The following is a 25,972-nucleotide window of genomic DNA, read 5'->3' as shown; positions in this document are numbered from 1 at the left end:
CGCCGTGCGTGCAGCGACCGGCCTGGCGGCACGGCGATCCACACCGCACCCTTCCGAGCCCGCCGCTCACTCCCCAAGGAGAGTCGTATGAGCACCTTCAGCGATAACCAGCATCCGGGCCCAGCCGACCGCACCGGCGCTTTGCCCGCCACGGCACCCGCCCGTGATAGCGATCGGGCCGCACGGGTGGCGCTCACCTGGCTGACCGAGCCGGGAGACCACACCGTCTGGTCGCTGGTCGAGCAGCACGGTGCCCCCGCCACGCTCGACCTGGTCGTGCGCGGCGATGTACCGGACATCGTGCTGACCAACGCGCGCCGCGCCACAGCAGCCGACCGTGACGCGCAGCGCATCGCCGTTGAGGCACTGCACCACGCGCAGCAGCTCGGGACCCGCATCGTGACGCCCGCCGACGATGAATGGCCCGTGCGCCTCAACGCGCTCGCCGGCCTCGCACCCGACGCGCTCGGCCCGGCCCATGTGCATGTCCGGCCACCGTTGTGTCTCTGGGTGCGCGGTGCATGGCCACTGCGTGAGGCGTTCGACAGATCGGTGGCCGTCGTAGGAGCGCGGGCGGCCACCCACTACGGCACCACGGTCGCGGCCGGCATCGCCTCCGAGATGGCCGCACGTGGCTGGACTATCGTCGCCGGCGGCGCGTACGGGATCGAAACGGCGGCGCACCACGCGACGATGGCCGCCGGCGGGCGCACCGTTGCGGTACTGCCCTGCGGCGTCGACCGGCCGTACCCGGCCGGCAACGCCGCCATGTTCGCACGCATCGCCGACGACGGCCTGTTGATCAGCGAATGGCCGTTCGGTACCGAACCTCTCCGGCACCGCTTCCTCGCCCGTAACTGGCTCATAGCCGCCGCCACCCGCGGCACGGTCGTAGTCGAGGCGGCCGTTCGCAGCGGCTCGGCGCAGATGATGCAATCGGTGCTCGCCCTGGGCAGAGCAGCGATGGTAGTTCCCGGACCGGTGACCTCAGCGCTCTCGGCCGGCAGCCACGAACTGCTGCGCGCCCACCCGCAAGCGAAGCTGGTCACCGGTGTCCCGCACATCCTGGAGGCGCTTCTCCCCCACACCCCAGCCAGCGCCCACCACACACACCCCGCTTCAGACGGGCTGACCTGAATCGGCGGTCGAGCGCCACACGATTACTCACGGCGTAGCAGCTGAACGGTTGCGATGCGCCACTCACGCACCTCGGCGTCCACCCCCGCCATCCCGACAGGCGCATCAGCGCGGCAAGCCAGCCGGCCCTCACACCAATGCTGGCGCCGTCGCACGCCTTGCCGGCTCCGCGTTCAGCGAGGGCCCGGAGCATGTACCGCTCGGCCGCCGCCGTCGCACGGCGACCTCAGCGTCGTGCCGGGTCGCAGCGGGTCGGGCGCTGCTGCCCGTTCGCGCTTGTACCGTCCCCGCCCTTGCCCGGCAAGGGCGCGGCGACCCCGCGCCGTCACCGTCACACCCGCGACCGCTGAGTCCTCGCCGCCGGTGGCGGCGCGCGGGCGCGTCCCTGGCCTGTCTGCGGGCTATCGGGCCGGTACGCGCATCGGGACAGCGTGGCCCGCCCCGGGCGCCTCCCGCACCTGGCCGCCGCCTCAACCCGGCCGGGACGGGGCGGCGGGCGCTGTCCGCCCGGCGGATCTGACCCCGCCGGGCACTCAGTGTCCTCCAGCCCTGCAAGGAGTTCCCGATGTCGGATTCCATGTCGTCGTATGTCATTCGCACTCCCGCGGACATGCTCGGGATGGTGCCCTATCTGCTCGGCTTCCATCCCAGTGACAGTCTCGTCGCCCTGATGCTCGATGCCGGTCACCGGGCGCGAGGCGCCGCCCGGGCCGACCTCGGCACCCCAGCCGACGTGATCATCGACGACCTGGCCAAGGCCGCGGCGTACCGCAACGCGGACACTGTCATCGTCGTCGGGTACGGCCCGCAGTCCGCACGCGGGCAGATCGGGCAGGTCACCGTCGCGCTGGCCGAACGCATCCGGTCGGTCTACAGCCTGCTGGTGGCCGACGGTCGCTACTACTGCCTCAGCCCGCACTGCACGTGCACGGCCAGGACCGGTCTCCCGATCGATCCGGCAGCTACCGCCGTCGCGGCCCTCGCCACCGTGGACGGCCTGACCGCCCTGCCGTCGCGTGATGCAGTGATCGCCCAGGTCCAGCCGGACCCGGCCGCCCAGACCGCGATCAGCGCCGCCATGTCGTCGCCGGCCTCCGCGGACCGCCCTGATCGTGCGTCCCTGCAGTCCATCCAGGACCTGCGTGCACTGCTGGACCGCGCGGAAACCGGGATACGGCTCAGCGACGGACAGGTTGCCGGCCTGGCGCAGGCGCTGATGCTGCCTCCGGTGCGCGATCTGGCGTGGCAGGCGACCAGCGGCCTGATGTGGCAGCGGAACCTGTGGCTTGACGTGACACGCCGGGTGCCCGACCAGTATGTCGCCGCGCCCGCCGCTCTGGCCGCATGGTGTTGCTGGTTGCGCGGCGAGTCCACCCTGGCTCGGGCCGCCGCACAACGCGCGGTGGCCGCCTACCCGTGCTACACCCTCGCCCTGCTGATCGTCGCCGGTCTCGAAGCAGGTCTTCCCGCCTGGGAACTCGTCGGTCACTGGCCGGCCCTGCCAGCCGATTCTGCCGACGGCGGGACGCAGAGCTCGTAACCAGCGCTACCCCTTCAACCGGTGCCGGTGCGGCCTCCGCAGTCGTTACACCGGACCGCCGCGTTTCGCGTGCTGCCGCATCCGTGCCCGCGCCATCGCACGCCGGCATCGACGCGCCGCGAAGGGCCCTGGCCGCTCGCGTTCCCCTTTTTCTGAGTGGCCGCTCTCCGGCCCGTTGCGGCCGGGCAGCGGATGCCGCAGGCGGCCGATTCGTCATGTGAGCCGGAGGTTCTCATGCTCCATCGCACCGCACCACGAACTCGTCCCCGCCGGGCCACAGACCCACGGGAGGTCACCGCCCCAAGCTTCACCGCAGATGCCATCAGCGGCGATCAGGTCGCCGGCCGGCGCATACCTGTGCCCGCACACCCGGGCGTGCCTCCCCGGACGGCGCGTACGACGCCCGGGCGTGGGCGTACCCCGGACCAGCTCGCCGACCTGCTCTGCGGGCCGCCACATCACGACCTGCCCTGGCTGCCCGCCGGCGCCCGGATACTCGTACCGTCCGCCGGCGACGGCACGCTGGTAGCGGCGATCCTCCGCGCGAACCCCGCCGTCACCGTGACCGCTGTCGAACCGGACCCGTTCCGCGCCGCGGCGTGTGCGGCGCGACGTCCCACGGCCGCCGGCGCGGTGCAGGTGCACGTGACCACGTTCGAGAAGTACGCCAGCACCGCGATCCGCGGCCACGTGGGCTTCGACGGGATCGTCATGGACCCACCGTTCATGCTGCCGGGGCAGGCGGATGTGTGGTTCGAACACTTGCGTCTGGCCTGGCGGCTACTGCGTCCCGGTGGCCGGTTGGCCGCAGTCGTCCCCGGCCGGTTCACCCACCGCAGCGTCGGTACCGACCGTGACGCGCGGCAGTTCGTGGAACAGCACGGCAGCCATGAACTACTGCCCGCCCGAGTTCTAGAGACGTCCGCCGACACCCGGATCGTACGGGTCACCACGCCGTTACGCACCGGCAGCCCTGAGTATTTGCTCGGCGTCGGCACCGGCGCACCCGTCCGCGTGTATACCCCTGTGCTCACCGCGGCCGCGGTCATGTCCGCGTCGGCGCAGATCTGGCACAGCGCCGGGACCGGATCTGACCGGGTGCTGCGCTACCGCGGCCGGTGCGTGGTGTGCCGATGGCTGCTGTGGGGCTTCGACGACGGGGACCACGATCCCGACGGCGTCCTCGGCAGCTTCTCCGCCGGCGTCAGCCTCCACCCGGACCAGTACGGGCTGGCCGGCCCATCGGTCGGGTTGTGCCGCGCCTGCGGCAGCGACGGCGACCGCTACCGCACCGCGCTGGCACGCGCCCGCACACACTGGCTCCGCCCTGCGCCGGCACTCGCCGCGCTCTGAAATCCCACCACGGCCGCCACCACGGCGCGTGATGGCGGCTGCCGGCGTCCGGCTCTGACGCCGGACGCGGGTACTGGCCCTCGATCCTGGCCGACCGCGGCTTGCCCCGCAAGACCCACCCCCGTCAGCCGCCACCCGGTGCGGCCTTACCGGCCAGGGGTGGGTCGTGCGGGTCGGCGCCTAACGGCCGGCCCTTTCCGGATCGGGCCAGCCCCGCCCCGGCGCCCTTCGCCGGGGTGCCGATCACTTCTCTCTGTGAAGGGAACGCATCGTGACCACCACCGTCCTGCCTCCGAACGGCACCGACCCGTCGTACGACGACGACCTCGCTGACAGCCCGCCTGCCCAGCCCGGCACCGACCTGGAGCCGGCCGCGCCCCTCGGGGACGTCGTCACGGGCGACATCGTGACCGGTCCGTTGCGCCTCAACCTGGGTGACGACGCGGACCTGCCTCCGATCCGGGCCGGCCGCCTGGACCCCCACCAGCTGCGCGACAACCCGCACAACCCGCGCAAGGACCTCGGCGACCTCAGCGACCTGACCACCTCCATCACGGCCTTCGGGGTCTTGGTGCCGCTGGTAGTCATCGCCACGCCGGCCGGTACCACCGCTGCCGCCACCCTTCCGCCGGCGGCCGCGAACGAGCCGCCGGGCACACCGATCAGCGCGCTCACCGACGAGCAGATCGCAGCGCTTCTCGAACCCGGCGCGACGCACCAGCCGGCGGCTGAGGAGCAGTTCGTCATCTTCATGGGGCACCGCCGCAAGCACGCCGCGATCGCGGCCGGACGGCCGTGGGTGCCGTGCTGGATCGTTCCCGACGAGAGCGCGGCACGCCAGATCATGGGCATGCTGCTGGAGAACAGCCACCGCGACGGGCTGACACCCACCGAGGAAGCCGACGCCTACCACCAACTCACTCTCGAAGGCTGGTCGGCCGCCGACATCGCGGCCGTCCGGTCGGTACCGACCAGCACGGTGCACACCGCGTTACGCGCACGGGAACTGCCGAAGGCCGCGCAGCGCGCCCTGAACGCAGGCACCCTCACTCTGGACCAGGCGATGGCGCTGGAGGAGTTCAAGGACGCGCCCCGTGCCAGCGAGCGGCTGCTGCGCGAACTCGGCGACGAGTGGCGGTTCAAGCAGGCGCTGGCCTCCGAGCGGGACAAGCGTGACTACGCCGCGGCGAAGGAGCGGGCCAAGGCAACCCTGGTCCTGGACGGGGTGAAGGCCACCGGCAAGCCCGCCGGGTTCGGCTACGACAGCCCGGCGATCGCCGCCGGCGACCTCGTCGACGCCGACGGCAACCCCCTCGATGGCGAGCAGGTCAAGACGCTGCCGGGCTTCGCCGCGTTCGTCGAGAAGGTGGGTTCCCAGGCCCGCACGGTGGTGTACTGCGAGGACCCGGCCGCGTACGGCTACGCCAAGCGCCCGAAGCCGTCACGGTACGGGCTGAGCCCGGAGCAGGCGGCCGCGCAGGCTGCGAAGGAGCAGCGTGAGGCCGAGCGCCGCGAGCAGCTGGAGCTGGATGCCGGGGTACGCCACGACTTCCTCCAGGCCACATACGGCACCGCGAAAGCGGCCCGCAAGCTCTGGCTCGAGGCCCTGCGCGCGGCGGTCACCAGGCGGAGTCTCCACCGCGGAGATGACCTCGACGAGCTGTACAAGGCGCTCGGCGGCTCCGACGCCGAGGCCCTCGCCATCGCCGGTGAGGACCGGCTGCGGCGCTCGCTGGTCGCCCGCTGGGTGTGTCAGCAGGAAGCCAACCTCGCCTACACCACCCAGACCTACCAGTACAACCTGGACAAGGAGGCAGCCGTCAGCTGGTACGACCGCCTGACCGCGGAGGGTTACCCGCTGACCGACGCCGAACTCACCGTCTACCAGTCCCTGACCAAGCCCGACGACGAGGACGATGAGGACACCGACGAGCAGGTCGAGGACGAGGACGACGGCGACGAGGACGGCGCGGCCGGCGACCATGACCTTCCCATCGACTCCGCAGCGGTCTCGGACGCCGCGGACGAAGACCCGGTGGACGGCGCCGACGTCGGACACACCGCCACCGCGGTAGACGGCACCGCGCCCATCCTCGCGGGCCAGCTCGATGCCGAAGGCGTCGACGACGCGAACCACCCGGTGGCCGCACCGGTCGAGGCGCGCACCACCGATTGACCGCCTCGTGCCTCTCGCGTCGCGGGACCGGTGTCGTACGGCACCGGTCCCGCGACGCTTCGCGTCCTTGAAGCCCTTTCGCACGCTGGGTGCCTCTGCTCCCACCGTCGCCCGTACCCGGAGGGACCTTCCCGCCGTGATCGACACCCATATCGGTCTGTTGTCTGGCACCGCTGGCTGCGGCGCCGCCATAGCCGACCGCCGCGCACACCAGAAGATCGCGACGCTTCCCGTCTGCATCGAGCCGGCGGCATGACCACCGAGATCCCCGACGAGCACCCGGACACCGTGCTGGTCGACACGCTGACCGCCTACCTCAACACGATGCACGAGCCCTCGGGCGCTGACATAGCGGAGCTGTTGTGCCGGCTGATCGAGGGCAGCGGCCGGCCGTTGCTGGCCGAGACGTGGGAGTTCACCACCGATCTGCGCGAAGACCGGCACGGACTATTCACCGCAACGATCACCGCCGGCCCGTACACCGTCCGCGTCGCGCAGACCACGGACGGCACCGGGGAGCTGACCGTGGCGATCACCAGCGCCGGCGACATCGCTGACCGTGACGACTACGGCCTGGCCATCACCGTCGATGGCCGTCCGGTCCTGGATCCCATGCCGATGACCTGGGCCAGTTCCGTGCCCGCGGAGCTGCAGTGGACTCCGCGAACCCGACGGCGCTGACCTTCATCCCCATACCTGGACCTCGACCGATTCCACCGGAAGGACTCGCATGCCCCGCTACACCCTGGAACGCGCATGGCAGTGCATCTCCGCTCTCGGTCCCGTCGACGCCGGCCGGCTCATCGGTCACTGCCTTCGCTACGACACCGGCGTCGCTATCCCACCGGGCACCCTCACTGCCGAGGCAGCCGACACGCTGCACGCCAGCCTCTACCCGCCACCGGGCACGCCCGTCACCGGCGACACCATCTTCTACGTGGTCAGCAGTGACCGCACCCCGGTCGCGTGGCTCACCTACGACGCCACGGTCGTCACCCCGGCGGCACAACTGACCGCCTATCAGAAGGCCCACCAGCAGCAAGCCGTCCACGCCCTGTCCCACCTGAGCAGACACGCCGTCTACGAACTGGCGAAGCTGCGCGACCACCGGGAACAGCGCACCGGCGGGCAAGAACCGACCCCGCTCGACACCGGCACGCGGATCCTCGTCGCGGCCGCCGACGATCCCACTCTCACCTGGTGGGCCGGCATCACCGCCGACCTCACCGACAGCCTGCGTCACCTGCTCGCCGTCACACACGCCATCGATTCCGGCAGCACCTCACCGGACACCGGCCCGCTCGCGCAGATCCTCATCATCAACGCCTCCGGCTATGGCGACTACGGCCGGAAGCGACCGACGTTCGATCTGCCGACGTTGTGCGCCATCGAACAGCTCGCCGGCGCGTCCCATCTGCCGGCGTGGGCGATCGGTGACTGGCTGCACCATGAGGGCGTCACTGCCACGGATCTCACGGCCGCGCAGATCGTTGACGCGTTCACCAGCTCATACGCCGGGGTGTACGACAGCCGCCGCGCGTTCGCCACCGCCGAACGCGACCGGCACGGCTGGACCACCGCGCTGACCCAAGCCGGCATCCCCCTGCATCTGTTCGACCTCGACACCTTCTCCAGGGACCTGTTCAGTACGCAGGCGCACGACGTGCGGCTTCACGACCACCGCGTCGCGGTGTTCCGCTCGATCCGGGAGGCGCAGTCATGACCGCGTCGCCTGCCAGGCGGGTGGTAGTGCGCGTCGCCGTCCTGGTCGACGAGGCCGCATATCAGTGCGCCTACGGCGACCTCGACGACGTGGCCGCGTTCACCGCGGAGACCATCCGCGCCGTGGCGAAACGGCGCATGGACCTTCTCGGCTGGGGCCAAGTCCAAGACCCCGGCCAGAGCCATCCGGCAGCCACCGGCCCGCACTGACCCGCCGGCCCGGCCGCCTCCGCGTGCCCCTGTCGAAGCCCCCGGCGCCCGGCGCCGGGGGCTTCCTTGTCATGGAAGGAAACCCGCGTGCCCGTTCTCTCCGTACCGGCGATATCCCCCCACCATGTCCGACGGCCGCTCACCGCCGCCGAACTCGAATACGTGGGCTGGCGTATCAACCGCAGCCCTGACCTGCCGACCCTGCTGCACAGCGTGGCCGCCGCCGTGTTCGACGCGCTCCTGGCCGACCTCAACGACACCTACGACAGTCACGGACCGTCCAGACCGCTCGACCGACGGCAGATCGCCATCCCGCAGACGCAGTGGACGGCGATCGCGACGGCCATGACGGACCGCGCCCACCTCTGGGGCTCCACCATCGAGCTGGGCCTGGAACTGGGCAACGTCATGCCTTCGTCCTACGACGACCCCGACGTCGCCGCCCCGCACCTGACGCCCGGTGACGGACGACCGCACATGATGCGCCTTCAGGTCAGCCGTGAAGCCGCTGAGGAAATCGCGGCCTGCGAAGCCCACATCCAGGCGCTCGCCGACACCTACGGCTCCAGCTCGGCCCGGCACCACGACGCCTCCGCAAGCTGGCGACGGCAGCTCGCCGCCCTGTTCACCATCCCGTGGGGCAGCCGAGCCGTCGTGCACCGCGACGGCCCGTTCGCCCTACGCGTCAGCGCCGAAGACGGCTCCGGCGTCAGCGTCATCTTCCACGGCGAACAGCGCCACTGCACCGTCGCAGGCTGCCACGCCACCACCGACGCCGGCACCCGATGGCGACCCGCATCTGCCGACACCGGCGCTCTCCACCACACGCACGAGCCGAGCTTCCCCTTCGACGCGCCACAGCCGGGCTCCTGGTCGTCGCAGCCTTGGACCCCCTCTACACGCTAGCCGACCCGGCCGCGCCTCTTCCGCATCTGCATCACAGCCACAGCGTTCAGCCCAGTCGAATCCGGGCGGCCGGCATCTTCCCGGACCAGGCGAGGATCGCCACGACGGACCCTGCACGGCAGCGGATCCGACGCTGACGCTGCGGCCTCAGCTACACGCACCGGCGAAGAGCACAGAAGGGCTCGATCCTCTCATCGCCCCGACGGGCACATCGGCTGCCACCACACCGGGCGCAGCCGACGGCGCGCCGCGCGCACCGCGCAGCCGTCCCAGTCCGATCGTCCGCGCCCGGTCCCCGCCGTCGCGGGGCCGGGCGCTTCCGCATGCCTGACGTCCAGGCAGGAACGAGGACCTGTTGATCACCATCACCCACACCCATGCCGACGGCACCATCCTCAGCGGCTCCGTCCGCGGCGACGGCGTCTGGGAAATCGTCACCCAGTACGACTTCCGGTACTCCGGCCGTGTCGGCATCTACATCCGAGGCAGCCGCGACCACGACGCGCAGCAGTGGCGCATCGACGCTGCCGCGACGGCGCTACGCGAGCACGGCTTCGACGTCACCGTCCGGATCGACAACACCCCGCGGCCGGCAGCGGAGCGGGAGGCCGACCGTGACGCCCGCGCCGCACAGCGGGCCGAGCGGCTGAACGAACGCGCCGCACTCGCGCACGGACGGCGCGAGTCCCGAGACGCCGCCGCACGCAGGCTCCTCGACGGGATCCCCACCGGCCAGCCGCTGCTCACCGACCACCATTCCTACGCCGCCGACCGCCACCGCCGTGAACGCGCCCAGACGCATCACGACATCGCACGCGCGGAGGACCGGTACGCGCAACACCTCACCGACCGGGCCGACGCGGTCCGGGCGCACGCCGCAGCCGCCGAGAACCCGCGCGTGATCATGCGCCGCGTCGAACAGCTTCAGGCCCGGCAACGGCAGTGGCAACGCCACCTCGACACCGCCGGCGCCTCCGCCCCCACCACGTGGTGCGACAACGCACGACGGGAAATCGCGCGGCTGGGCGAGGACATCGCCCACCAGAAGGCAAAACTCGACGGCCTCGCCACCGCCGGCGACTTCGTGGCCTGGGGACCGGACACGATCGCCACGGGCGACGTGATCAACGTCAGCGGCACCGGCTGGTACCGGGTCAACCGGGTCAACCGCAAAAGCGTCAGCCTCGACCGCGACGACTGGCCGAAGAAGGCCCCATACGACACGATCTTCGGGCGCCGCCGCGACGGAATGCAGTGGGACACCCCGCACGGCGAGCCGTGGCCCGAGGCCGACGCGATCGCCGTCGCGCGATGGGCCCGGCATCTGCGCGCCGCAGGCGCCGCCGGTCACGATCCCGCAGCGCAGCTACACACCACCCATGTCGGCTACGCGCAGCGGATCGTGCACGGCCTGCCGATCACCGCCGGCGACCCCGAGGTCCGCGCCTTCACGCCCGGCCCGGACGAGCCCGGTACCCTGACGGACCACAGGCGGCTCGCCATCGCCTACCTGTCCGTCCTCCACCAGCTTCAGGCTGGTGACAGCGTGACGGACATCGCCGCGTCGATCAGTATCGACCCACGCCAACCCGCATGGCGGATGCCCACCGGCGAACCCGTCGACCGTCACCCGCAAGACCTGCACACCGGTGACATCATCGCCGGTGTCTGGGACCGCGGCATGTCCGGCCGGACACTGTGGCGCTCCTTCGCCGGTCCCGTCACCGCCGTCAGCGCCACCGAGGACCGCCGCGACAGCGGCACCTGGGTCACCGTGACGCTCGCCGACGGCACCGACCGCGCGTTCAAGACCCACCAGTGGCTGGCCGTGCACTGCTGCCCACCACGCTGACGTCCCGCCGACGCGACCAGCGGGATCCGCACCCGACACACCCCGTCCCGCGGATCCCGCCCTCGCCGCGAGGCGCTGTGCACGGCCGAAGCCGGCACCACACATGCACCACCCGCTCGGCGGTGCTGGTGCTCCGCCGCGCTCAGGGCACCACGGCCCGACACCACCCGGAGGTACCAGACCATGATCACCACGGCAGTCGCCGACCTCGGCACCCCGACGCCCGAGAGCACGCAAGAGCACCTCAACCGGCTCAGCGCACGCATCACCACCCAGAACGCGCTCATCGCCGATCTGCAGGCTGCCGCCGCACACGCGCAGCAACAGCTCACCGCCGCCCACGACCGGTACGAGCTGGCCGTGCGCCAGCACCAGACGGACATCGCCACCATCGGCGCACGCCTGTGCGACGAGGCCGAAGACCGCTCGTGGTGCGAGGAGTACGACACGATCGTCGACAAGCTCAACACGCAACTCACCGTGGCATTGCCCCTGCGGGAGCGAGACTTCGAGGTCGCGGCCGATGTCCGCGTGACCATCCAGGTCACCGCTCGCGGAAACCACGACGCCGAGGAACAGGCCGGTGAAATCGTCCGCGAGATCGAGCGTGTCATCGACGGCCACGCCCAGTGCACCGCCCACCCGAACGACTCCCGTGACTGGGAGATCCGGTCAGCCTGAACATCCCGCCCCTGGCGCCCGCGCACTCACAGCCTCGCGGGCGCCAGCCGGAGAGTAAAGCCGGGCAGAAGCATCCGCCCGTGTCCTGCAGCGGATCGCATCAGGCCGGCGCCAGGGCTGTCGGCCGCAACGGCTCCGATCCGCAAACCCTGCTGCTGGAACCTCCTCCGGGACAGCAGAAGCAACACAAGACGCGCGGCCGCTGCGCGTTGCAGGTCTCCGCCTCACCAGCCGCGTCTGTCGTACCGGTGAGCGGACCGGCCGTCCGCAGCCAGCTCAGACGCGACCCGGATCGCGTCCGCATCTCACTGGCTAAAGGCCGCACCCGGTGTTGCCAGCCAGGTGGGCGCCGGCCAGGGGCGCCCGACGTCGCCGACCCAACGTATGCCCTGGCCGCACCGGAAAACACATCTGCGACGACCGTGCGGCCCGCACCCAGCTGACGCCCTGCCCGGTACGGGGTGATGCGCGAGCGATGCCTCACGCGGGCGGCTGCCACATGGCGCGGTGAGCGCTCCGCAGCCTGGAGCCAATCGACGCCAGCAGGGCGGTCACCTGCCGGCCCGCCCCGGGCGCGCAGAGACCGCCGAGCGCCGGGGCCGAAACCGTACATCTCGCCCTTGAGGAGCAAGCGAATGCCTGACATGTCCGATACCGATGACCTGCACGCGCTGGCTAAGCGGCCGGCACCCATTCTGGCGTTGCCGCAGCCGTGGCAGGAGGCACATGACCGGGGTGACGCGATGCGCGCGGCGATGCTGGACCGGCTAGAGCGCGCCAGTGCCCACTACGCCACGCTCACCGCCGTGAAGGCGGCTGACATGCTGCGCCGCCTCCTGCCGGGCGCCGCACACGCGGTGTTCGAACAGGACCACGCCGCTGAATGCGAGTGCACTGCGCATCAGATGGTCCTGCGACTCGTGCGCGACGAGACCGGCGCCGTCCTGTGGTACGACGACACGTTCCGCGCTCACCCAGACGTGGTGCGCCGCGACGAGCTCGAGGCCTACGGCGGGCCCGTCCTGCCCTACCTCGACACCGACAGCCAAGAGGCCATCCAGCACCTGATCACGGTCGCGCAGCACTGGGACGGCCCGCTGATCCCTACCGACGAGATGCTCGTCGAAGCTCGCCACGGCACACCAGTCGAATCGATCTACGACGGTGACTTGTACGCCCTGCCCATCAACGAGGCGATCACCGCGGCCACGGCGCTGATCGCGGCCCCGCCGGCAAGCGTCGACCTGGACCGGCTCGCGGCCGTCCTCGCCGGCGCGCCCCACCTCATCGCCGCCGAGAACACCGCCCGGCTGCTGGACCTCGTCCGGGCCGACGCCACCGCGCCGAGTGCCGGCGCAACGCACTGAACAGCCGAAACCGGCCCTCTGGCGCGCGGCAACCGCCAGGACAGCGGCTAGTGCCGCCCGCCCCGCCGTCTGGGCGACCTCTCACTCCCATCAACAGGAGCCAGCCACCATGTACGACACTACGTACCCAGTCACCGGCAGCGCCGTTCGCCACCCAGGGCGTGCTTCACCGGCTCGCCCAGCCGCTGACACCACCATCACGGCGCAACGTCCCGCCCTCGGCCTCCCGGCCCGGGCAGCCTCACACCGGCAGAAGGCGTGCCGGTCGCCGCGTCCCGCGCTTGCCCTGCGGCATCTGCTCACCGCGGTCGCCGGGCGCGCCAGGACTGCGGCGGGATTCTGGTGAACCGCCATGCCTCCGCAGAGACACCGCGGGCAGGCACGCGAACGCCGACACCGCGACACGCCAGCTTGCTCAGCACGGCGCTGCGCTATGCCGCGGCGGGAATCGCCGTGATGCCGTTGCACACCCCGTACCCGGGCAGCATGTGCTCCTGTCGCGCGGGTGCCGCGTGCGGCTCACCGGGCAAGCATCCGCGGCTGCGTCATGGTCTGCGGGAGGCGTCCACCGATCCGGCGCTGATCCGGGCATGGTGGCGGCGCTGGCCGGACGCCAACATCGGCCTGGTCACCGGCACGGTCCTCGACGTCTGCGACGTCGACACCACGCCAGGGCTATCCGCCGTCCTCGATGTCCTCGGCGTGATACGCCCGGCCGGTCCGCTGGTGCGGACCGGACACGGCTGGCACCTGTGGTTCGCCGCCTCAGACCTACCCAGCCGCGTCGGCATGCTGGCCGGCGTCGATTGGCGTGGCCACGGCGGTAGTGTCGTCGCACCACCGTCGCGGCACGCCACCGGCCTGCGGTACCTGTTCCAGCAGCCCTGGACCACCGGATCGGCTCTGCCCTCCTGCCCCGATCCGCTGCGGCGCCTGGTCCTTCCGCCACCCGTGCGGGTGCGCACGTCACCGGCCGCCAGCATCGACAACCTCGACCGCTACGCGCAAGCCGCCCTCCACGGAGAGCTGCAGCGGATCCGTGGTGCGCCCCGGCCGGTCATCCGGCACGGGAAGCGTCTGTCCGGCGGCGGCCGTAACAACGCCGTGCACCTGGCAGCGTTCCGGCTGGGGCAGCTGGCCGCCCGAGGCGGCATCGACCGGGCGGCGGTGTGGGCGCGGCTGATCGAGGCTGCGATCGACGTCGGGCTCAGCACCGGCGAGGCCCGGCGCACGATCGCGTCCGGGTGGCGAGCCGGGTTGTGCCGCCCTCGCCGCTGACACCATGCCGCCACGAGCGGCAGGCAGCCAGAATGCGTGCTCTATCGCGGTGTCCGGCCCGTTCGCAGGGGCCGGCACCGCGCCTGCAGCCGTCCCACGTGGTGCTGCTCCGGCCGGACCGGTCTGCCGCAGCCGTCTGCCGCCCAGGCCCGCGCGGCGCACAGCAGCACGGTGCCCGGGCCCGGTGCCGGCGATGGCCATCCACCGGACCGCCGTCGCCTTGCGCCGACGGGTGGAACCCCATCTGCTCGCGGGCCGTACCGCGCGGCGGGCGACCCGGCGACCTGCCGTCCGTGCCCCTGCGGGCGCGCCGAACAGGATATGCCGGTGCGGCCGTCAGTGGTCGCGATACCGGCTGGTCCCGCGCAGGCCGGGGTTCGCGTGGCCCGGGGGCGGCCGGAGATGCCTCGCTGAGGGACCCGAAGGTCAGCCCACCCCGCGCGCGGGGGCGGCTAAGCCCCGATACGGAACATCTTGGCAACCGTGACTCGCTGCGCTCGCCGCCAAGATCTTCCGCCCTGGGGCTTGCACCCCCGGCCTGGGCGGGCTCTGACCGGCCCCGTCACCGCGGCACCCCGGACGCCCCGGATCACCCGATCCGGGCCGGTATCGAGGCCGCCGCACCCCGCACCTTCTGACGGGAGCACGTCATGCAATTCCAGCTGACCTTCGAGGGCAACCTGGCCGAGGACGCCGAGCTGCGGTTCACCCCGGGTGGCAAGGCCATCTGCAAGCTGCGGGTCGGGCATAACACCCGCCGCCGCAACAACGCCGGCGAGTGGGTCAACGGGCCGACCATGTGGGTCACCGTGACCGCCTGGGAGACCTTGGCCGAACGCGCCGCCGAGCTTCGCAAAGGCGACACCGTTGTCATCGATGCCCGCGACGACCTGTCCATCTGGTCCTACATGAGCCAGGCCAACAACGCTCCGGCCGGGCAGTTGCAGGTCACCGCCGCGAACATCTCGCTCTCCCTGCGGTTCAACGCCGCGCAGAGCATGCCCACCGCCGCCAGGACCACCGTCGACATGGAGGACCCCTGGATCGGCACCGACGCCGCGGCCCACGAACTCGGGTCCGCCGACCACGAACTCGAACCCGCCGCCTGACCGCCACCCGCATCACCCCGCGGGGCCGGTCACCACACCGGGCCGGCCCCGCTCCCCCTGCCCACGCCCGCCATCTCATCCAGGAGCTTCCGCATGCTGTTCACCATCGTCGTCGAAGGCCGGCTCACCGCCAGCCCGACCACCGGCACTACCCGCGAGGGCCGCGAGTACGTGCAGTTCCCGATGGTCCACCAGGACCGCTACCGCGACCACACCGGCAAGTGGGTCGACGCGAAACCCCAGTTCTTCGACGTCCTCTGCTGGGGCGGCCTCGGCGCCCGAGTCCGCAACAACCTCACCCGCGGCGACATCGTCACCGTCGAGGGCGGGCGGCTCCAGCCGTACCTCGACGACTCCGACATGCCGGCACTCAAAATGCAGGCCCGCAACGTAAACCTCAGCATGCGCTTCACCGACGCCCATCCCGGGACCAAGGCGCCCCGCCGGCGCGGCGACATGGTCACCACCGCCCACGGCGAGCAGATCCCCGCCGAGGTCTACCCCGAGGTCACCACCGACCTCGAGCTCCTGCACCGCTGACCGGCAGAGCCGAGGCGCCAGCCGGCCGCAGGTCTTCCTGCGGCCGGCCCTCACCACCCGTCCGCACGGCCGGCAACCACCACACGTCATCGGTATGGCCTCGCCGACTCGACGCACACCCATCGCCAGCGAGGCGCTCGGATCCCGAGCACAGGTCATCTTCGCCCTACGGATCCACGCCACTTTACGCCTCGAAGCCAAGAACCAGGAGAAAGACAGGATGAGATATCCCGCGGCACGGAGCGGCTCCGCAGTCGCCTCACCCTTCACACGGAAAGCCAAGGCCGGCGCGGACCGCTACAGCATGGGCAGCCACCGGCGCCCGCACACGGCCTCCCTCCGCCGTCGACGAACGTCCAAGGACGCGGCATCTGCCACCAGCTGCCGCAAGACGGTGACCGCATGAAAGACGCTCGGCTCTACCGCGTCGGCGAACTCTTCAGCCCGGAACGGGCCGATTGGCCGGAAGGCCCGCATCTATGGCTCGATGACGGCGCTATCCGACTGGCTCTGTTCTTGACCGGCCCCACTCCGCAGGAGATTGCCACGTTCAAGAAGGGTCAGCCGCGGTTCGCCTGGACTGAGCAAGGCGTCAACGGGTATCTGCTGTTCACGTTCGCCGATGCGCCGTGGAGCGACGCCCCGTTCAACCCGCAGCGGCTCACCGAGCCGTTCGCCCTTCAGCCCGGCCCGCGCGGCACGCACGAGCCGGTGGTGATTTTCCTGGTGCACGCCGACACCGGCCGCATCGCCGCGATACGGATACTCACCTGGCCAGCGTACTTCCTCAACCACGTTATCGCCTCGGTACGGCGGCTCGAGACGCACCGCTATGCGGAGCCGGAAGCTCGCGCAGCGCAGCAGGACTTCTATCGTCGCTACCCCGGCGGCCGGTCGCTGTACCGCCTGGTTCAGACGCTGTCACCGGAAGCGCGTTGTGTCGGCGGGCAGCGTGATGACCGGCCCCAGGACCGATCCGAGCCGTAGAAGATGCACGGCTGGTCGTGGACGTCGCCCGCGGCCAGCCCGATACCGGTGCCGCGGCACGCTTCGGCCTCAGCGCGGCGGGTAGCGGCCTCACTTCCCTGGGCGCGGGCCACACCAACCCGTCGCGGCCCCGGACTCTGTCCGAAACACCGCCCGCAGCCGGCGTGCAGGCTCGCCGCCGACCTACGTCCGTGTCACCGGCGGCGGAACACTCCCCGTCGCGGCGGCGCTGCCGCCGCTACACCCAGCGAGCAGCCACCGCGGACCTCGACCACCGTCTTCCCTCGGTCCTGCATCGGCCCGATACCGGCGGCGAGCGAGCACCGATCACCGGTTCGGCTTGCCGCCCGCCATGCCGGACGCCGCGCACATCTCTCGCCAAGATTCGGCCCTTCCACCACGCAGGGCAGGGCCGGCATCGGATGACGCCCCCAGCAATGAAGGAGCCTCAGTTGAGCGCCTGGATCGTCAGTCGTGACCATCTCGACCTTCTCCTTAGCGCCGCCCTGGCCTGGGAACTCACAGTCCCGGAGCAGGCTGACGCGACCGGCCGGACGTTGTGGAAGGAAAACCTGGTCAGCGTCGCCTACCGCTACCCGGCCGACCGTGACGGCACGCGACCCGGTCCCGCCGACTTCCGTGATCATCACGTAAACACCTACCGCTTCGCGCGCTATCCCGGCCGTGCCGACCCAGAGGTCGTCGCCGCCGCGGCGGCATCGCTGGCCTACCAATCCTGCGAACACCCCGAATGGCCGGAAAGCGCCGCCTGCCGCTGGGTGACCAATCTTCGCGAACAGGCCAGCCAGCGCGTACCTGCCTATGTGGCCGCACATGGCCCGGTCGATCCGACGCGCCAAAAGACCGGCGAGCACGGCTGGCACATGCTCATAGATCTCGATAAAACGCGGCACGTCCACAGTGTTGACGGCTGGGCCGTCCCTGACCGCAACGTGTTCATCCGTGCCGCCGAGCTGCGCACCCCGCCGACGAAACCCTGACGGGTGAACGGGCCCGGATGCCCACGATGGGCGTCCGGCCCATTCGCCACGTCGCAACTCGCATCCCGAAAGAGAGAAGACTCTATGACGATCCACGTGGTGCAATTCTCAGGCGGGATAGGCAGCTGGGCCACCGCCATGCGCGTCGCCGCCGAGCACGGCACCGAAAGCCTCGTCCTGCTGGCGGCGGACACCAGAGCCGAAGATCCTGATCTGTGGCGGTTCGTTCATGACGCCGGCGCGCACCTCGGGGTCGCCCCAGTCATCGTGGCGGACGGCCGCACACCGTGGGAAGTCTTCGCCGATCACCGTTTCATCGGCAACTCCCGCATCGCACCGTGCTCAGCTCATCTGAAGCAGAAGCCTTGCCGGGCATGGCTAACCACGAATGCCGAGCCCGGCAACTCCGTGTTGTACGTCGGCGTCGACTGGAGCGAGCAGCGACGGGTACCGGCCATCACGCGCGGCTGGGCTCCGTGGACCGTCCGGTTCCCGATGTGCGAACCACCGCACCTGAGCAAGAGCCAGATGCTCGACTGGGCCCGGCGCGAGGGCCTGCGGCCGCCCAGGCTCTACGCGCAGGGCTTCGCGCACAATAACTGCTTCGGTGCCTGTGTCCGTGCAGGGCAACGGCAATGGCTGCACCTGCTACAGGTAGCGCCCGAGCGGTACTTGGCGGCCGAAGCCGAGGAAGAGAAGTTGCGCGGCCAGCTCGGTGACGTCGCCATTCTGAAAGAGCGACGCCGCGGCGTGAGCTATCCCCTACCGCTACGCGAACTTCGCCGCCGAGCCGAACACGGCATCGCGGCCACCTGATCTCGCGGCCAGCGGCTGCTTCGCTCATGGCGGACAAACCTCACGGCCCGGCCGGTGCGGCATCGTCCACCGCCGCAGCAAGCGAGCCCTCGTATCAGATCCGCCCAGTACTTCCGGCCCGAGCTGTCAGCCTGCGCTACTCCGCGCGCTGCGCCACCACGCCGGAATCCGGCTGCGGCGCGCAGCATGTCGACCGGCGGCGCCACCGGGCGGCCTCCATGCCTATGCAGTGCGGGCACAGCGGCCGTCCCACCGGATCACCCCGTCCGCACGACACGCTTCGCGACCAGCTCTCGCGCATAGTGATCGGCTCCGACAGCGCCCTCAACATGCGCTCATCGCCGCGGCTTACAACAAGAGGAGTTTGGCCTCCCGCCGCCCACCGCGTGTGCGACGCGGACCCTGCCGCGCGATATCAGCGGCGTCCGCAGAAGCCGCCGCTGAGGGACCCGAAGGTCAGCCCACCCCGCGCGCGGGGGCGGCTAAGCCCCGATACGGAACATCTTGGCAACCGTGACTCGCTGCGCTCGCCGCCAAGATCTTCCGCCCTGGGGCTTGCACCCCCGGCCTGGGCGGGCTCTGACCGGCCCCGTCACCGTGGCACCCCGGATCACCCGATCCAGACACCCGGCAGCGCCGCGTCCACCATTTGACGGGAGTTCGTCATGCCATCTCACGCCGACAACCAGCACGACCTCGCCACCCCACCGGAGGCCACCACCCCCTGGCGCCGACGAGCCCGCCGGCTTGCCGCACATGCGCTGCACCCGGTCGTCCAGGTCGCCGCACTCGTGTCCCTGCACAGCGCGGCCCTGCTGGTTGTCGAGAAGACACCGCTGCTCGCCTTGCTCTCCCTGCACTGACGTGCCGCGGTGGTGGGACACCCAGCACGTGTCCCGCCACCGCCACGTGCCGTCACTGCGCCCGGAGCAGCTTCCACACCTCAAGCCCTCCGTGCCGCGCGGGGTCGGTCGTGTTCATGGGCGAGAACAACGACCTCACCTACCCCGTCAGCACCGCCGCATACGGCCTGATTTCGCAGAGACAGCCAGCACTGATCGACTCCCCGGCAACGTCGACTACGACCACGTCATCCGGGCCACTCGCGGAAGGCAGTGCGCGAAGAGCGCCGGCCCTGGCGGGCCGGTAGACCGGAAGCGGCCTGCGGCCGCGCTGCCAAAGCCCTCTCCGGCCACGGGTACGCCACCAGTGTAGGTCACTCGCGGCGTCCACCAAATTTGATGCGGGCCACGCAAAACATTATGCAAAAAACGCATAATCTTTTGCTCGAATTCCCCGCATAAAATTTGGCTCCCGCCGCTCGCGACCATGCGAGCAAGCTCGCCCCCGCAGCCTCAAAGAATGCCTACAACCCCACACCCCTCAAGCTTACGAGCTGCTAAAACTCACGTTTGCTTCACGTCCAGTATCGCCAAGAACAAGCAAAAGAATTGCATAAGGATCAAGCTAAAGATAGACCAACAGCACTTTTATTGGTATTATTGAGACATAGTCGGGGAGGGCAAACCCTGACGACACCGGTAAACAAATACAACAGGAAAGGCATCGCCGTGAGCCGTCACGACCTCCAGCCCCTGAACGAATCCGCCACGTGCATCACCGTCGGCTGGGACCGCCCGCTCGGCACGTTCTTCGCGCACGTCTACCTGGCAGACGACGAACCCCAGGAACTCGACATCCCGAGCCTCGCGATCGGCGAGGACTTCCACGAAGTCACCGATCCGGCGGACGTCATCGACATGGTGCGCCCCTACGCCCACCTTCCCGCCGACCTTGCAGACACACTGCGCGCCGACGAGCGCGCCGAGGGCTGTTCCGAGGCCCCGCTAGCCATCGTCCTCATCAGCACCGCAGCCCTCGACACCAACGAATGGCCGTGCCCCTTCTAGCCCATATCGGCAGACCACAGCCCGGGACCGCACCAGCGCTCCCGGGCTGTGGCCCCACCAAGTGAAAACGCTCGCGTGTGGTCCGCCGCGTCGACGCACATCGCGCGCCGCCACGGACAGCCGCGCCACTCACGGCCGCACGACCCACACGAGCCAGAAGACTTTGAGGCCGACGGCCCCCGAAGGGGACGACCCCGAAGGGGAAGTACCGGGCAAGGTCCGTCGGCCGACACCGGCCAACAAATCACCAACGCGGAAACCGCGCCAGGATAAAGGCCACCTACAGGCTAGCGCGCAACGGCCAGCAGCCCAAGGCTACGGACGTCAGTCCATCAACATCCACACCGAGCACCCCCAGCCTGACCACCCACTACGCGGCGAGACCCACCGGCACTCCAACGGCGGCAGACCTCATCGCACCCCCATCACCGGCCGACGTCAACCGGCCCAGATGACAGCGATCCGGACGGCACCTCCCCGTCAGGGTCCGCATCGCCAGACGCGAACCCCGCAGCGATCCCAGAGCGCGCATCACTCTCGGTTGATCCGGTACGACGTCCCCGCCGGGCCGGACCATCCGCGAGGCTCTTGACGAACTCTGCGACCGCTTCGCCCGACACACGTCGATGGGCCGCCTTCACCTGCGTCACATCGACGTTCGCGACCATTGCCGCCACCGCGTCATCGCGCAGCAGCCCCGCCAGGCCCGCCAGCGCCACCAAGAGATCGGTCTCCGCCGCCGCCACCTTTTCATCAAGGTCCCCCAGGAGCTCCCGTCGACGCTGCGCCGCGCGCTGCACCGCGCGCGCCCGGACAGCGACCGCGTGCGCTGCCGCGTCTTCGCGCTGCCGTATCTCTTGCAGAGTCGCCGCCGCGTGATTCGTTGTCTTACTCGCCATAAGCGCGACGGTAAACGCCGGTCAGGCGATCACGCCATCATCCGACCAGGATCAGCCAGAACTCTGCATTCGTTCCATCCGAGCCACACTTTCCACATCCACCCACATGCATGAAGTTGGAGTTTCCCTACGGTCACATGCTGCGCATTCATCCTGGATAACGTTTTGATTTGATCCGCGCGATACACCCCCTTGCATTGCAGCGCGCGTAGTCGGGCCTTTTGCCTTCTACGTTGGGCTGGTGCTGAGCGTGACGAGGATTTCCCCGGGTGCGGGTTACCGGTATCTGACCGAGCAGGTCGCCGCGGGCCGGCATGACATGCGTGCCCCGCCCGGGGCTGGCCCGACCCCGTACTACATCGACCCGCAGGCGCGTGGTGAGGCGCCGGGATGGTGGGCCGGCGACGGTGCCCGGGTGCTGGGTGTCACCGGCTGGGTGTCGGAGCCGCAGATGCAGTGGCTGATCGGGGAGGGCCGTCATCCGACCGCCGGGTACCGGCTCGGGCGGTCCTGGCGGGTGTACGCGCCGCAAACCGATGAGGCCCGCGCGGAGGCGGTGGAGCGGGCGTGGGCGGCGCTGCCGGACGACGCCACGGTGGAGCAGCGCGACAAGGCGTGGCTGGACATCATGACCGCGCCGGAACGCCGCGCGGTGTCCGGATACGACGTCACCGTGTCTCCGGTGAAGAGCGTGTCAATCTTGTGGGCGTTCGGCGACGAGCGGGTCAAGGGCGAGGTGATGGCCGCCCATCACGCCGGTGTCCACGCGGTCCTGGACCACCTGCAGCGGCACGGTGCGATGACCCGCGTCGGCGCCAACGGGGTGCGGCAGATCGAGACCGCGGGGCTCGCGGCGATGGTGTTCGACCACCGGTTCTCCCGCGAGCGTGACCCGCAGATCCACGCGCACATCGTGGTGTCGGCGAAGGTGCTCACCCTCGATCGGGACGGCCGGCCGCAGTGGCTGGCCCTGGACGGGCGGGCGTTCTACCAGGCGACGATCGGTGCCCGGGTAGCCTACGAACGCGCCGTCGAAGGCGAACTCGGCCGGCGCCTCGGGGTGCGGTTCGCGACAGCGGAGGGCATATCCACCCGCGAAATCGTCGGGATCGGTGCGGGGTCGCTGCGCCGGTACGCGAAGCGGCGGGCACTCATCGTCGACGAGATGGACCGCCGGCTGACCGGGTTGGGCGGGCAACGCCGGCAGGTGTCGCCCCGGGGGTGGCGGGCCGCCGCGCAGGATGCGACGCTGCGCACCCGCGCGCACCTGCACGGCGGCGAATCCACCGCGCAGGCGGTGGCCCGATGGCGGGCCGAAGACCGCGCCGCGGGGCTGGATACCGCCGGCGACGTACGCCGCCTTGTGCGTGGGTATCCGGTGCGCAGCGAGGCGGTGGTGACAGGCCGGCGGGTGCTCGCGCGCGCGCTGCGGGCCGCCACCGACCCTGCGACGATCACCGAAGGCGACCTGCGCCGGGCCGCGGACCGGCTCGGTGTCCGCAACGACCGACGCCAGGCCGTGGTGGATGCGGCGGTGCGCGCGCATCCGCCGCTGGCGGTCGCGCGGGCGATCCGTGACCTCGCCCGCGAGCGCGCGGTCTGGGGTGTCGATCATCTCGAGCTGGCCATCGGCCGGGTCCTCGACATCGACCCCACCGTCGACGCGGGCGCGGATTGGGCGCGGGTGCAGCGGCTCGCCGCGCACGCCATCGCCACCCACGCCGACGGGCTGCGGGTACTCACCCCACCCGCGCCGGTCACGTTCGGGCCGAGCCTGCGCCGCACGATCGACGGGGAGAGCACCTACACCCGGCACCGGTCGCTGCGCCTGACCAGCCTGCCGGTCCTCGCCGCCGAGAAGGAGGTCATCGCGCACGCCGCCCATCGCGGCGCCACCGCCGTTTTGGATGCGGTCCTCGACCGGGTGGCCGCGGATTTACGGCTCAGCGCGGAGAAACATAAGGCGCTGCGGTTCCTCGCCGACGACCGGCGGGTGGTCGGTGTCGTCGGCCCGGCCGGCGCCGGTAAGACGTACCTGCAGAAAGCCGTCGCGGCCGCGGCGGAGCAGGCGGGGGTGCCGGTTCTGGGCCTCACGGTCGGGCAGTCCGCCGCGGACGTCCTCGCCGAGGCGACCGGGATGCGGACCGAGAACCTGGCGATGTGGCTGCACGCCCAGCACACCCCACCCGCCGGTGACCGCGCCGAACAGTGGCGATTCGCACCCGGGCAGTGGGTCGTCCTGGACGAGGCCTCCCAGGTGTCCACCCTCGACCTCGTCCGCCTGCTGCACCTGCTCGACGGGGTAGGCGGGAAGCTCATCCTGGCCGGTGACCCGCAGCAGGTGCCCGCGATCGGGCCGGGCGGCATGTTCCGCCACCTCGCCTCGCTCGGCGCCACCATCGAACTACGCGAGCTGCACCGGTTCACGCACCGCTGGGAAGCCACCGCCTCCCTACGGCTACGGCAGGCGGACCCGACCGTCCTGGCCGAGTACCAGGGCCGCGGGCGCATCATCGGCGGGCACCGCGATGAGGTCGTCGCGCGCATGATCGACGCCTGGATGGGTGACCAGGCGGCCGGGCTGGCGTCGATGATGCTGGTCGGTACCGAGGCCGACGCGGCCGCCGTCTCGGTGCGCGCCCGCGCGCGCCTGATCGCCGCCGGCCTGGTCTCCACCGGCCGTCAGGTGCGTCTCGGTGACGACACGCACGCCGGGGTCGGGGACATCGTGGTCAGCCGCCGCAACGACCGCCGGCTGCCCACGTCCGGGCGGCGGTGGGTCGCCAACCGCGACCGCTGGCGCGTCACCGCCACCACCGCAGACGGCGCCATGGGCGTGCGGAACCTGCGCACCGGCGAGGACACGGCGCTGCCCGCCGGGTATGCCGGCCGGCACGTGCAGCTCGGCTACGCCAGCACCGTCGACTCCGCCCAAGGACAGTCCGTCGACGTCGCCCGCGCCCTCGTCGACGACGCGATCACCGCCCAGCGGCTCTACGTCATGCTCACCCGCGGCGCCCGCACCAACACCGCCTACGTCATCACCGACGACGAACCCCCGGAAGGCACACCACCCGCGCCGGAAACCGCCGCCGTCGCCGTCCTGGCCGACATCCTGCGCCGCGCCACGCCCGAGAAGTCCGCGACCGAAACGTCGCAGCAGTTGTGGGCTGACGCCGACGCCCTGCACACCTGGGCGCCGATCTACGACGACCTCCTCGCCCGCGCACTGACCCCCACATATTTGGAGATCATCGGCCGGTACACCGCGCCGCACATCGTCGCCCGGCTCGCCGAAGACCTCGCCATGCCCGCCCTCGTCCACCGGCTCTTCACCCTCCAGGAAGCCGGCTACGACCTCGACCCGATCCTCAAAAGGACCATCCAGCCACGCGAGCTCGACACCGCCGACGACATCGCCGCCGTGCTGTCCTGGCGCCTCAACCGGCTCATCGGCCGCGCCCTCGCCGACCCCCGCACAGCGGCCGCACCCGGCCTCGCCCGCACCTACACCGACCGGATCCCCGACCTGCCCGCGGGCGACATCACCGACGCCCTCCACCAGGTCGCCCGTCTGTGCGACCAGCGCACCACCGCCCTCGCCGACCTCACCGCCACCCACCAACCCGCATGGGCTAAGCGGCTCGGGCCCGTCCCGGACGACCCCGACGAACGACAGCTGTGGCTCGCCCAAGCAGCGATCGTCGCCGCCTACCGCGACCGCTACCAGCACACCGGCGACCACGCCATCGGCGGCGAACCACCCGTCACCACGATCGCCCAATGGGCGGCCTGGCACCGCGCCCGCATCGCCCTCGGCACCGCCACCGCCGCCGGCCTCGTCCGCGCCGCCGACCGCACAGAACTCGCCCGACTCATCGCCGACCAGCGCGCCGCAGACGCCACCGCACCGGCGTATGTCGCCGACAACCTACGCGCGGCACACCTCGCGCTCATCCAGGCCGAGGAGCAAGTGCAGGCACTGCACACCCAGCTCGCCGCCGTCACCGCCGCCAGGGAAAGCGCCCACGCGCAGGCGACGGCTGCGAAACCACGGTGGTGGCACACCCCCGGTCGGTGGGCGCACATCGTCGCCCGCCGCGACGCCCAGCAGGAACGCGCGACCGACGCCGCTGCGCGTGCCGACGCCCTGCGCACCGCCCTTAATGACGCGGGCCGCGTCGTCGACGCCGCACGGGCACGCGTCAGTCGGCTGGAGGACCGGCACCGGGAGTGGGTGCGCTGGTACGTCGACGCGCTACCCACCCGATACCGAGGCCTCGCCGCAGCCGCCGAGCAGAAACGGCGCCTGCGCAGCCGCGTCACCGTCGTCACCGACGCGGTCCGCGACACCGCCGCACGCGTCCACGCCATCGACGGCACCCGCGCACAGCCACACGCCCGGCCCGCTCCGGAACGGCTCACCGACCTGGCCGACGCGGCACAACAGCGGCTCACTCCCGGAGAACCGGAGCTGGAGGACTAGCC

General features: G+C 70.9%; 21 protein-coding genes. 20 read left to right on the top strand and 1 reads right to left on the bottom strand.

From position 1 onward, the window contains the following. Positions 1–87: 87 nt before the first annotated feature. From J2S43_RS05535 to J2S43_RS05445, 19 genes are all read left to right on the top strand, one after another. The gene (locus tag J2S43_RS05535) at positions 88–1,137 is read left to right on the top strand and encodes a DNA-processing protein DprA (RefSeq protein WP_306827477.1); all 1,050 of its coding nucleotides are present in this window, start codon (positions 88–90) and stop codon (positions 1,135–1,137) included. A 565-nt stretch (positions 1,138–1,702) separates the two neighbouring features. Beyond that, positions 1,703–2,677, top strand: coding sequence for a DUF4192 domain-containing protein (locus tag J2S43_RS05530; protein WP_306827476.1), 975 nt, complete (start codon positions 1,703–1,705; stop codon positions 2,675–2,677). Positions 2,678–3,052: 375 nt separating this feature from the next. Then, positions 3,053–4,030 (top strand): class I SAM-dependent methyltransferase, encoded by a 978-nt coding sequence (locus J2S43_RS05525; protein ID WP_306827475.1) that lies wholly within the window; start codon positions 3,053–3,055, stop codon positions 4,028–4,030. Positions 4,031–4,301: 271 nt separating this feature from the next. Next, on the top strand, positions 4,302–6,206 hold the full coding sequence (locus J2S43_RS05520) for a ParB/RepB/Spo0J family partition protein (protein WP_306827474.1): 1,905 nt from the start codon (positions 4,302–4,304) through the stop codon (positions 6,204–6,206). Between the two features lie 252 nt (positions 6,207–6,458). After that, positions 6,459–6,887, top strand: coding sequence for a hypothetical protein (locus tag J2S43_RS05515; RefSeq protein WP_306827473.1), 429 nt, complete (start codon positions 6,459–6,461; stop codon positions 6,885–6,887). Positions 6,888–6,936: 49 nt separating this feature from the next. Then, positions 6,937–7,929 (top strand): hypothetical protein, encoded by a 993-nt coding sequence (locus tag J2S43_RS05510; protein ID WP_306827472.1) that lies wholly within the window; start codon positions 6,937–6,939, stop codon positions 7,927–7,929. Further along, positions 7,926–8,138 carry a hypothetical protein gene (locus tag J2S43_RS05505; RefSeq protein ID WP_306827471.1) on the top strand — a complete coding sequence of 71 codons (213 nt, stop codon included), beginning with the start codon at positions 7,926–7,928 and terminating at the stop codon, positions 8,136–8,138. Before J2S43_RS05510 ends, J2S43_RS05505 begins: the two co-directional genes overlap by 4 nt. 87 nt (positions 8,139–8,225) lie before the next feature. Next, a complete protein-coding gene (locus J2S43_RS05500; RefSeq protein WP_306827470.1) occupies positions 8,226–9,044 on the top strand; it encodes a hypothetical protein in 819 nt (272 codons plus the stop codon). 355 nt (positions 9,045–9,399) lie between these two features. Next, entirely contained in the window at positions 9,400–10,896 is a 1,497-nt protein-coding gene (locus J2S43_RS05495) for a DUF3560 domain-containing protein (protein WP_306827469.1), read from the top strand. Positions 10,897–11,079: 183 nt separating this feature from the next. Next, positions 11,080–11,577: a hypothetical protein gene (locus tag J2S43_RS05490; protein WP_306827468.1), complete on the top strand. Its 498-nt coding sequence runs from the start codon at positions 11,080–11,082 to the stop codon at positions 11,575–11,577. Between the two features lie 635 nt (positions 11,578–12,212). Then, positions 12,213–12,944 (top strand): hypothetical protein, encoded by a 732-nt coding sequence (locus J2S43_RS05485; protein WP_306827467.1) that lies wholly within the window; start codon positions 12,213–12,215, stop codon positions 12,942–12,944. 342 nt (positions 12,945–13,286) lie between these two features. Then, positions 13,287–14,222: a bifunctional DNA primase/polymerase gene (locus J2S43_RS05480; protein ID WP_370881602.1), complete on the top strand. Its 936-nt coding sequence runs from the start codon at positions 13,287–13,289 to the stop codon at positions 14,220–14,222. A gap of 650 nt (positions 14,223–14,872) precedes the next feature. Then, complete coding sequence (locus J2S43_RS05475; protein WP_306827465.1) at positions 14,873–15,331, top strand: single-stranded DNA-binding protein; 459 nt, start codon at positions 14,873–14,875, stop codon at positions 15,329–15,331. Positions 15,332–15,424: 93 nt separating this feature from the next. Beyond that, positions 15,425–15,871 carry a single-stranded DNA-binding protein gene (locus tag J2S43_RS05470; protein ID WP_306827464.1) on the top strand — a complete coding sequence of 149 codons (447 nt, stop codon included), beginning with the start codon at positions 15,425–15,427 and terminating at the stop codon, positions 15,869–15,871. 402 nt (positions 15,872–16,273) lie between these two features. After that, positions 16,274–16,858 carry a hypothetical protein gene (locus J2S43_RS05465; RefSeq protein ID WP_306827463.1) on the top strand — a complete coding sequence of 195 codons (585 nt, stop codon included), beginning with the start codon at positions 16,274–16,276 and terminating at the stop codon, positions 16,856–16,858. Between the two features lie 452 nt (positions 16,859–17,310). Next, positions 17,311–17,859, top strand: a complete 549-nt coding sequence (locus J2S43_RS05460) for a hypothetical protein (protein ID WP_306827462.1) — start codon at positions 17,311–17,313, stop codon at positions 17,857–17,859. An 84-nt stretch (positions 17,860–17,943) separates the two neighbouring features. After that, positions 17,944–18,675: a hypothetical protein gene (locus J2S43_RS05455; protein WP_306827461.1), complete on the top strand. Its 732-nt coding sequence runs from the start codon at positions 17,944–17,946 to the stop codon at positions 18,673–18,675. A 665-nt stretch (positions 18,676–19,340) separates the two neighbouring features. Next, positions 19,341–19,538, top strand: a complete 198-nt coding sequence (locus J2S43_RS05450; protein ID WP_306827460.1) for a hypothetical protein — start codon at positions 19,341–19,343, stop codon at positions 19,536–19,538. 708 nt (positions 19,539–20,246) lie between these two features. Next, complete coding sequence (locus tag J2S43_RS05445) at positions 20,247–20,585, top strand: hypothetical protein (RefSeq protein WP_306827459.1); 339 nt, start codon at positions 20,247–20,249, stop codon at positions 20,583–20,585. A gap of 425 nt (positions 20,586–21,010) precedes the next feature. On the opposite strand, the gene J2S43_RS05440 is transcribed toward J2S43_RS05445, so the two are convergent. Then, complete coding sequence (locus J2S43_RS05440) at positions 21,011–21,484, bottom strand: hypothetical protein (RefSeq protein WP_306827458.1); 474 nt, start codon at positions 21,482–21,484, stop codon at positions 21,011–21,013. Between the two features lie 250 nt (positions 21,485–21,734). Here J2S43_RS05440 and mobF point away from each other — a divergent pair, with 250 nt between their 5' ends. After that, positions 21,735–25,970: a MobF family relaxase gene (gene mobF, locus J2S43_RS05435; RefSeq protein WP_306827456.1), complete on the top strand. Its 4,236-nt coding sequence runs from the start codon at positions 21,735–21,737 to the stop codon at positions 25,968–25,970. Positions 25,971–25,972 lie beyond the last annotated feature (2 nt).

This window comes from Catenuloplanes nepalensis (genome assembly GCF_030811575.1).
GTDB classification, from domain to species: domain Bacteria; phylum Actinomycetota; class Actinomycetes; order Mycobacteriales; family Micromonosporaceae; genus Catenuloplanes; species Catenuloplanes nepalensis.
This window is presented reverse-complemented; position numbering and strand designations above follow the sequence as displayed.

Bases quoted from the DNA above. Each gene is read 5' to 3' on its own strand.
- J2S43_RS05535 (WP_306827477.1), top strand. From the start codon at position 88: ATGAGCACCTTCAGCGATAACCAGCATCCGGGCCCAGCCGACCGCACC.
- J2S43_RS05530 (WP_306827476.1), top strand. From the start codon at position 1,703: ATGTCGGATTCCATGTCGTCGTATGTCATTCGCACTCCCGCGGACATG.
- J2S43_RS05515 (WP_306827473.1), top strand. From the start codon at position 6,459: ATGACCACCGAGATCCCCGACGAGCACCCGGACACCGTGCTGGTCGAC.
- J2S43_RS05510 (WP_306827472.1), top strand. From the start codon at position 6,937: ATGCCCCGCTACACCCTGGAACGCGCATGGCAGTGCATCTCCGCTCTC.
- J2S43_RS05505 (WP_306827471.1), top strand. From the start codon at position 7,926: ATGACCGCGTCGCCTGCCAGGCGGGTGGTAGTGCGCGTCGCCGTCCTG.
- J2S43_RS05490 (WP_306827468.1), top strand. From the start codon at position 11,080: ATGATCACCACGGCAGTCGCCGACCTCGGCACCCCGACGCCCGAGAGC.
- J2S43_RS05485 (WP_306827467.1), top strand. From the start codon at position 12,213: ATGCCTGACATGTCCGATACCGATGACCTGCACGCGCTGGCTAAGCGG.
- J2S43_RS05475 (WP_306827465.1), top strand. From the start codon at position 14,873: ATGCAATTCCAGCTGACCTTCGAGGGCAACCTGGCCGAGGACGCCGAG.
- J2S43_RS05470 (WP_306827464.1), top strand. From the start codon at position 15,425: ATGCTGTTCACCATCGTCGTCGAAGGCCGGCTCACCGCCAGCCCGACC.
- J2S43_RS05465 (WP_306827463.1), top strand. From the start codon at position 16,274: ATGAAAGACGCTCGGCTCTACCGCGTCGGCGAACTCTTCAGCCCGGAA.
- J2S43_RS05455 (WP_306827461.1), top strand. From the start codon at position 17,944: ATGACGATCCACGTGGTGCAATTCTCAGGCGGGATAGGCAGCTGGGCC.
- J2S43_RS05450 (WP_306827460.1), top strand. From the start codon at position 19,341: ATGCCATCTCACGCCGACAACCAGCACGACCTCGCCACCCCACCGGAG.
- J2S43_RS05440 (WP_306827458.1), bottom strand. From the start codon at position 21,484: ATGGCGAGTAAGACAACGAATCACGCGGCGGCGACTCTGCAAGAGATA.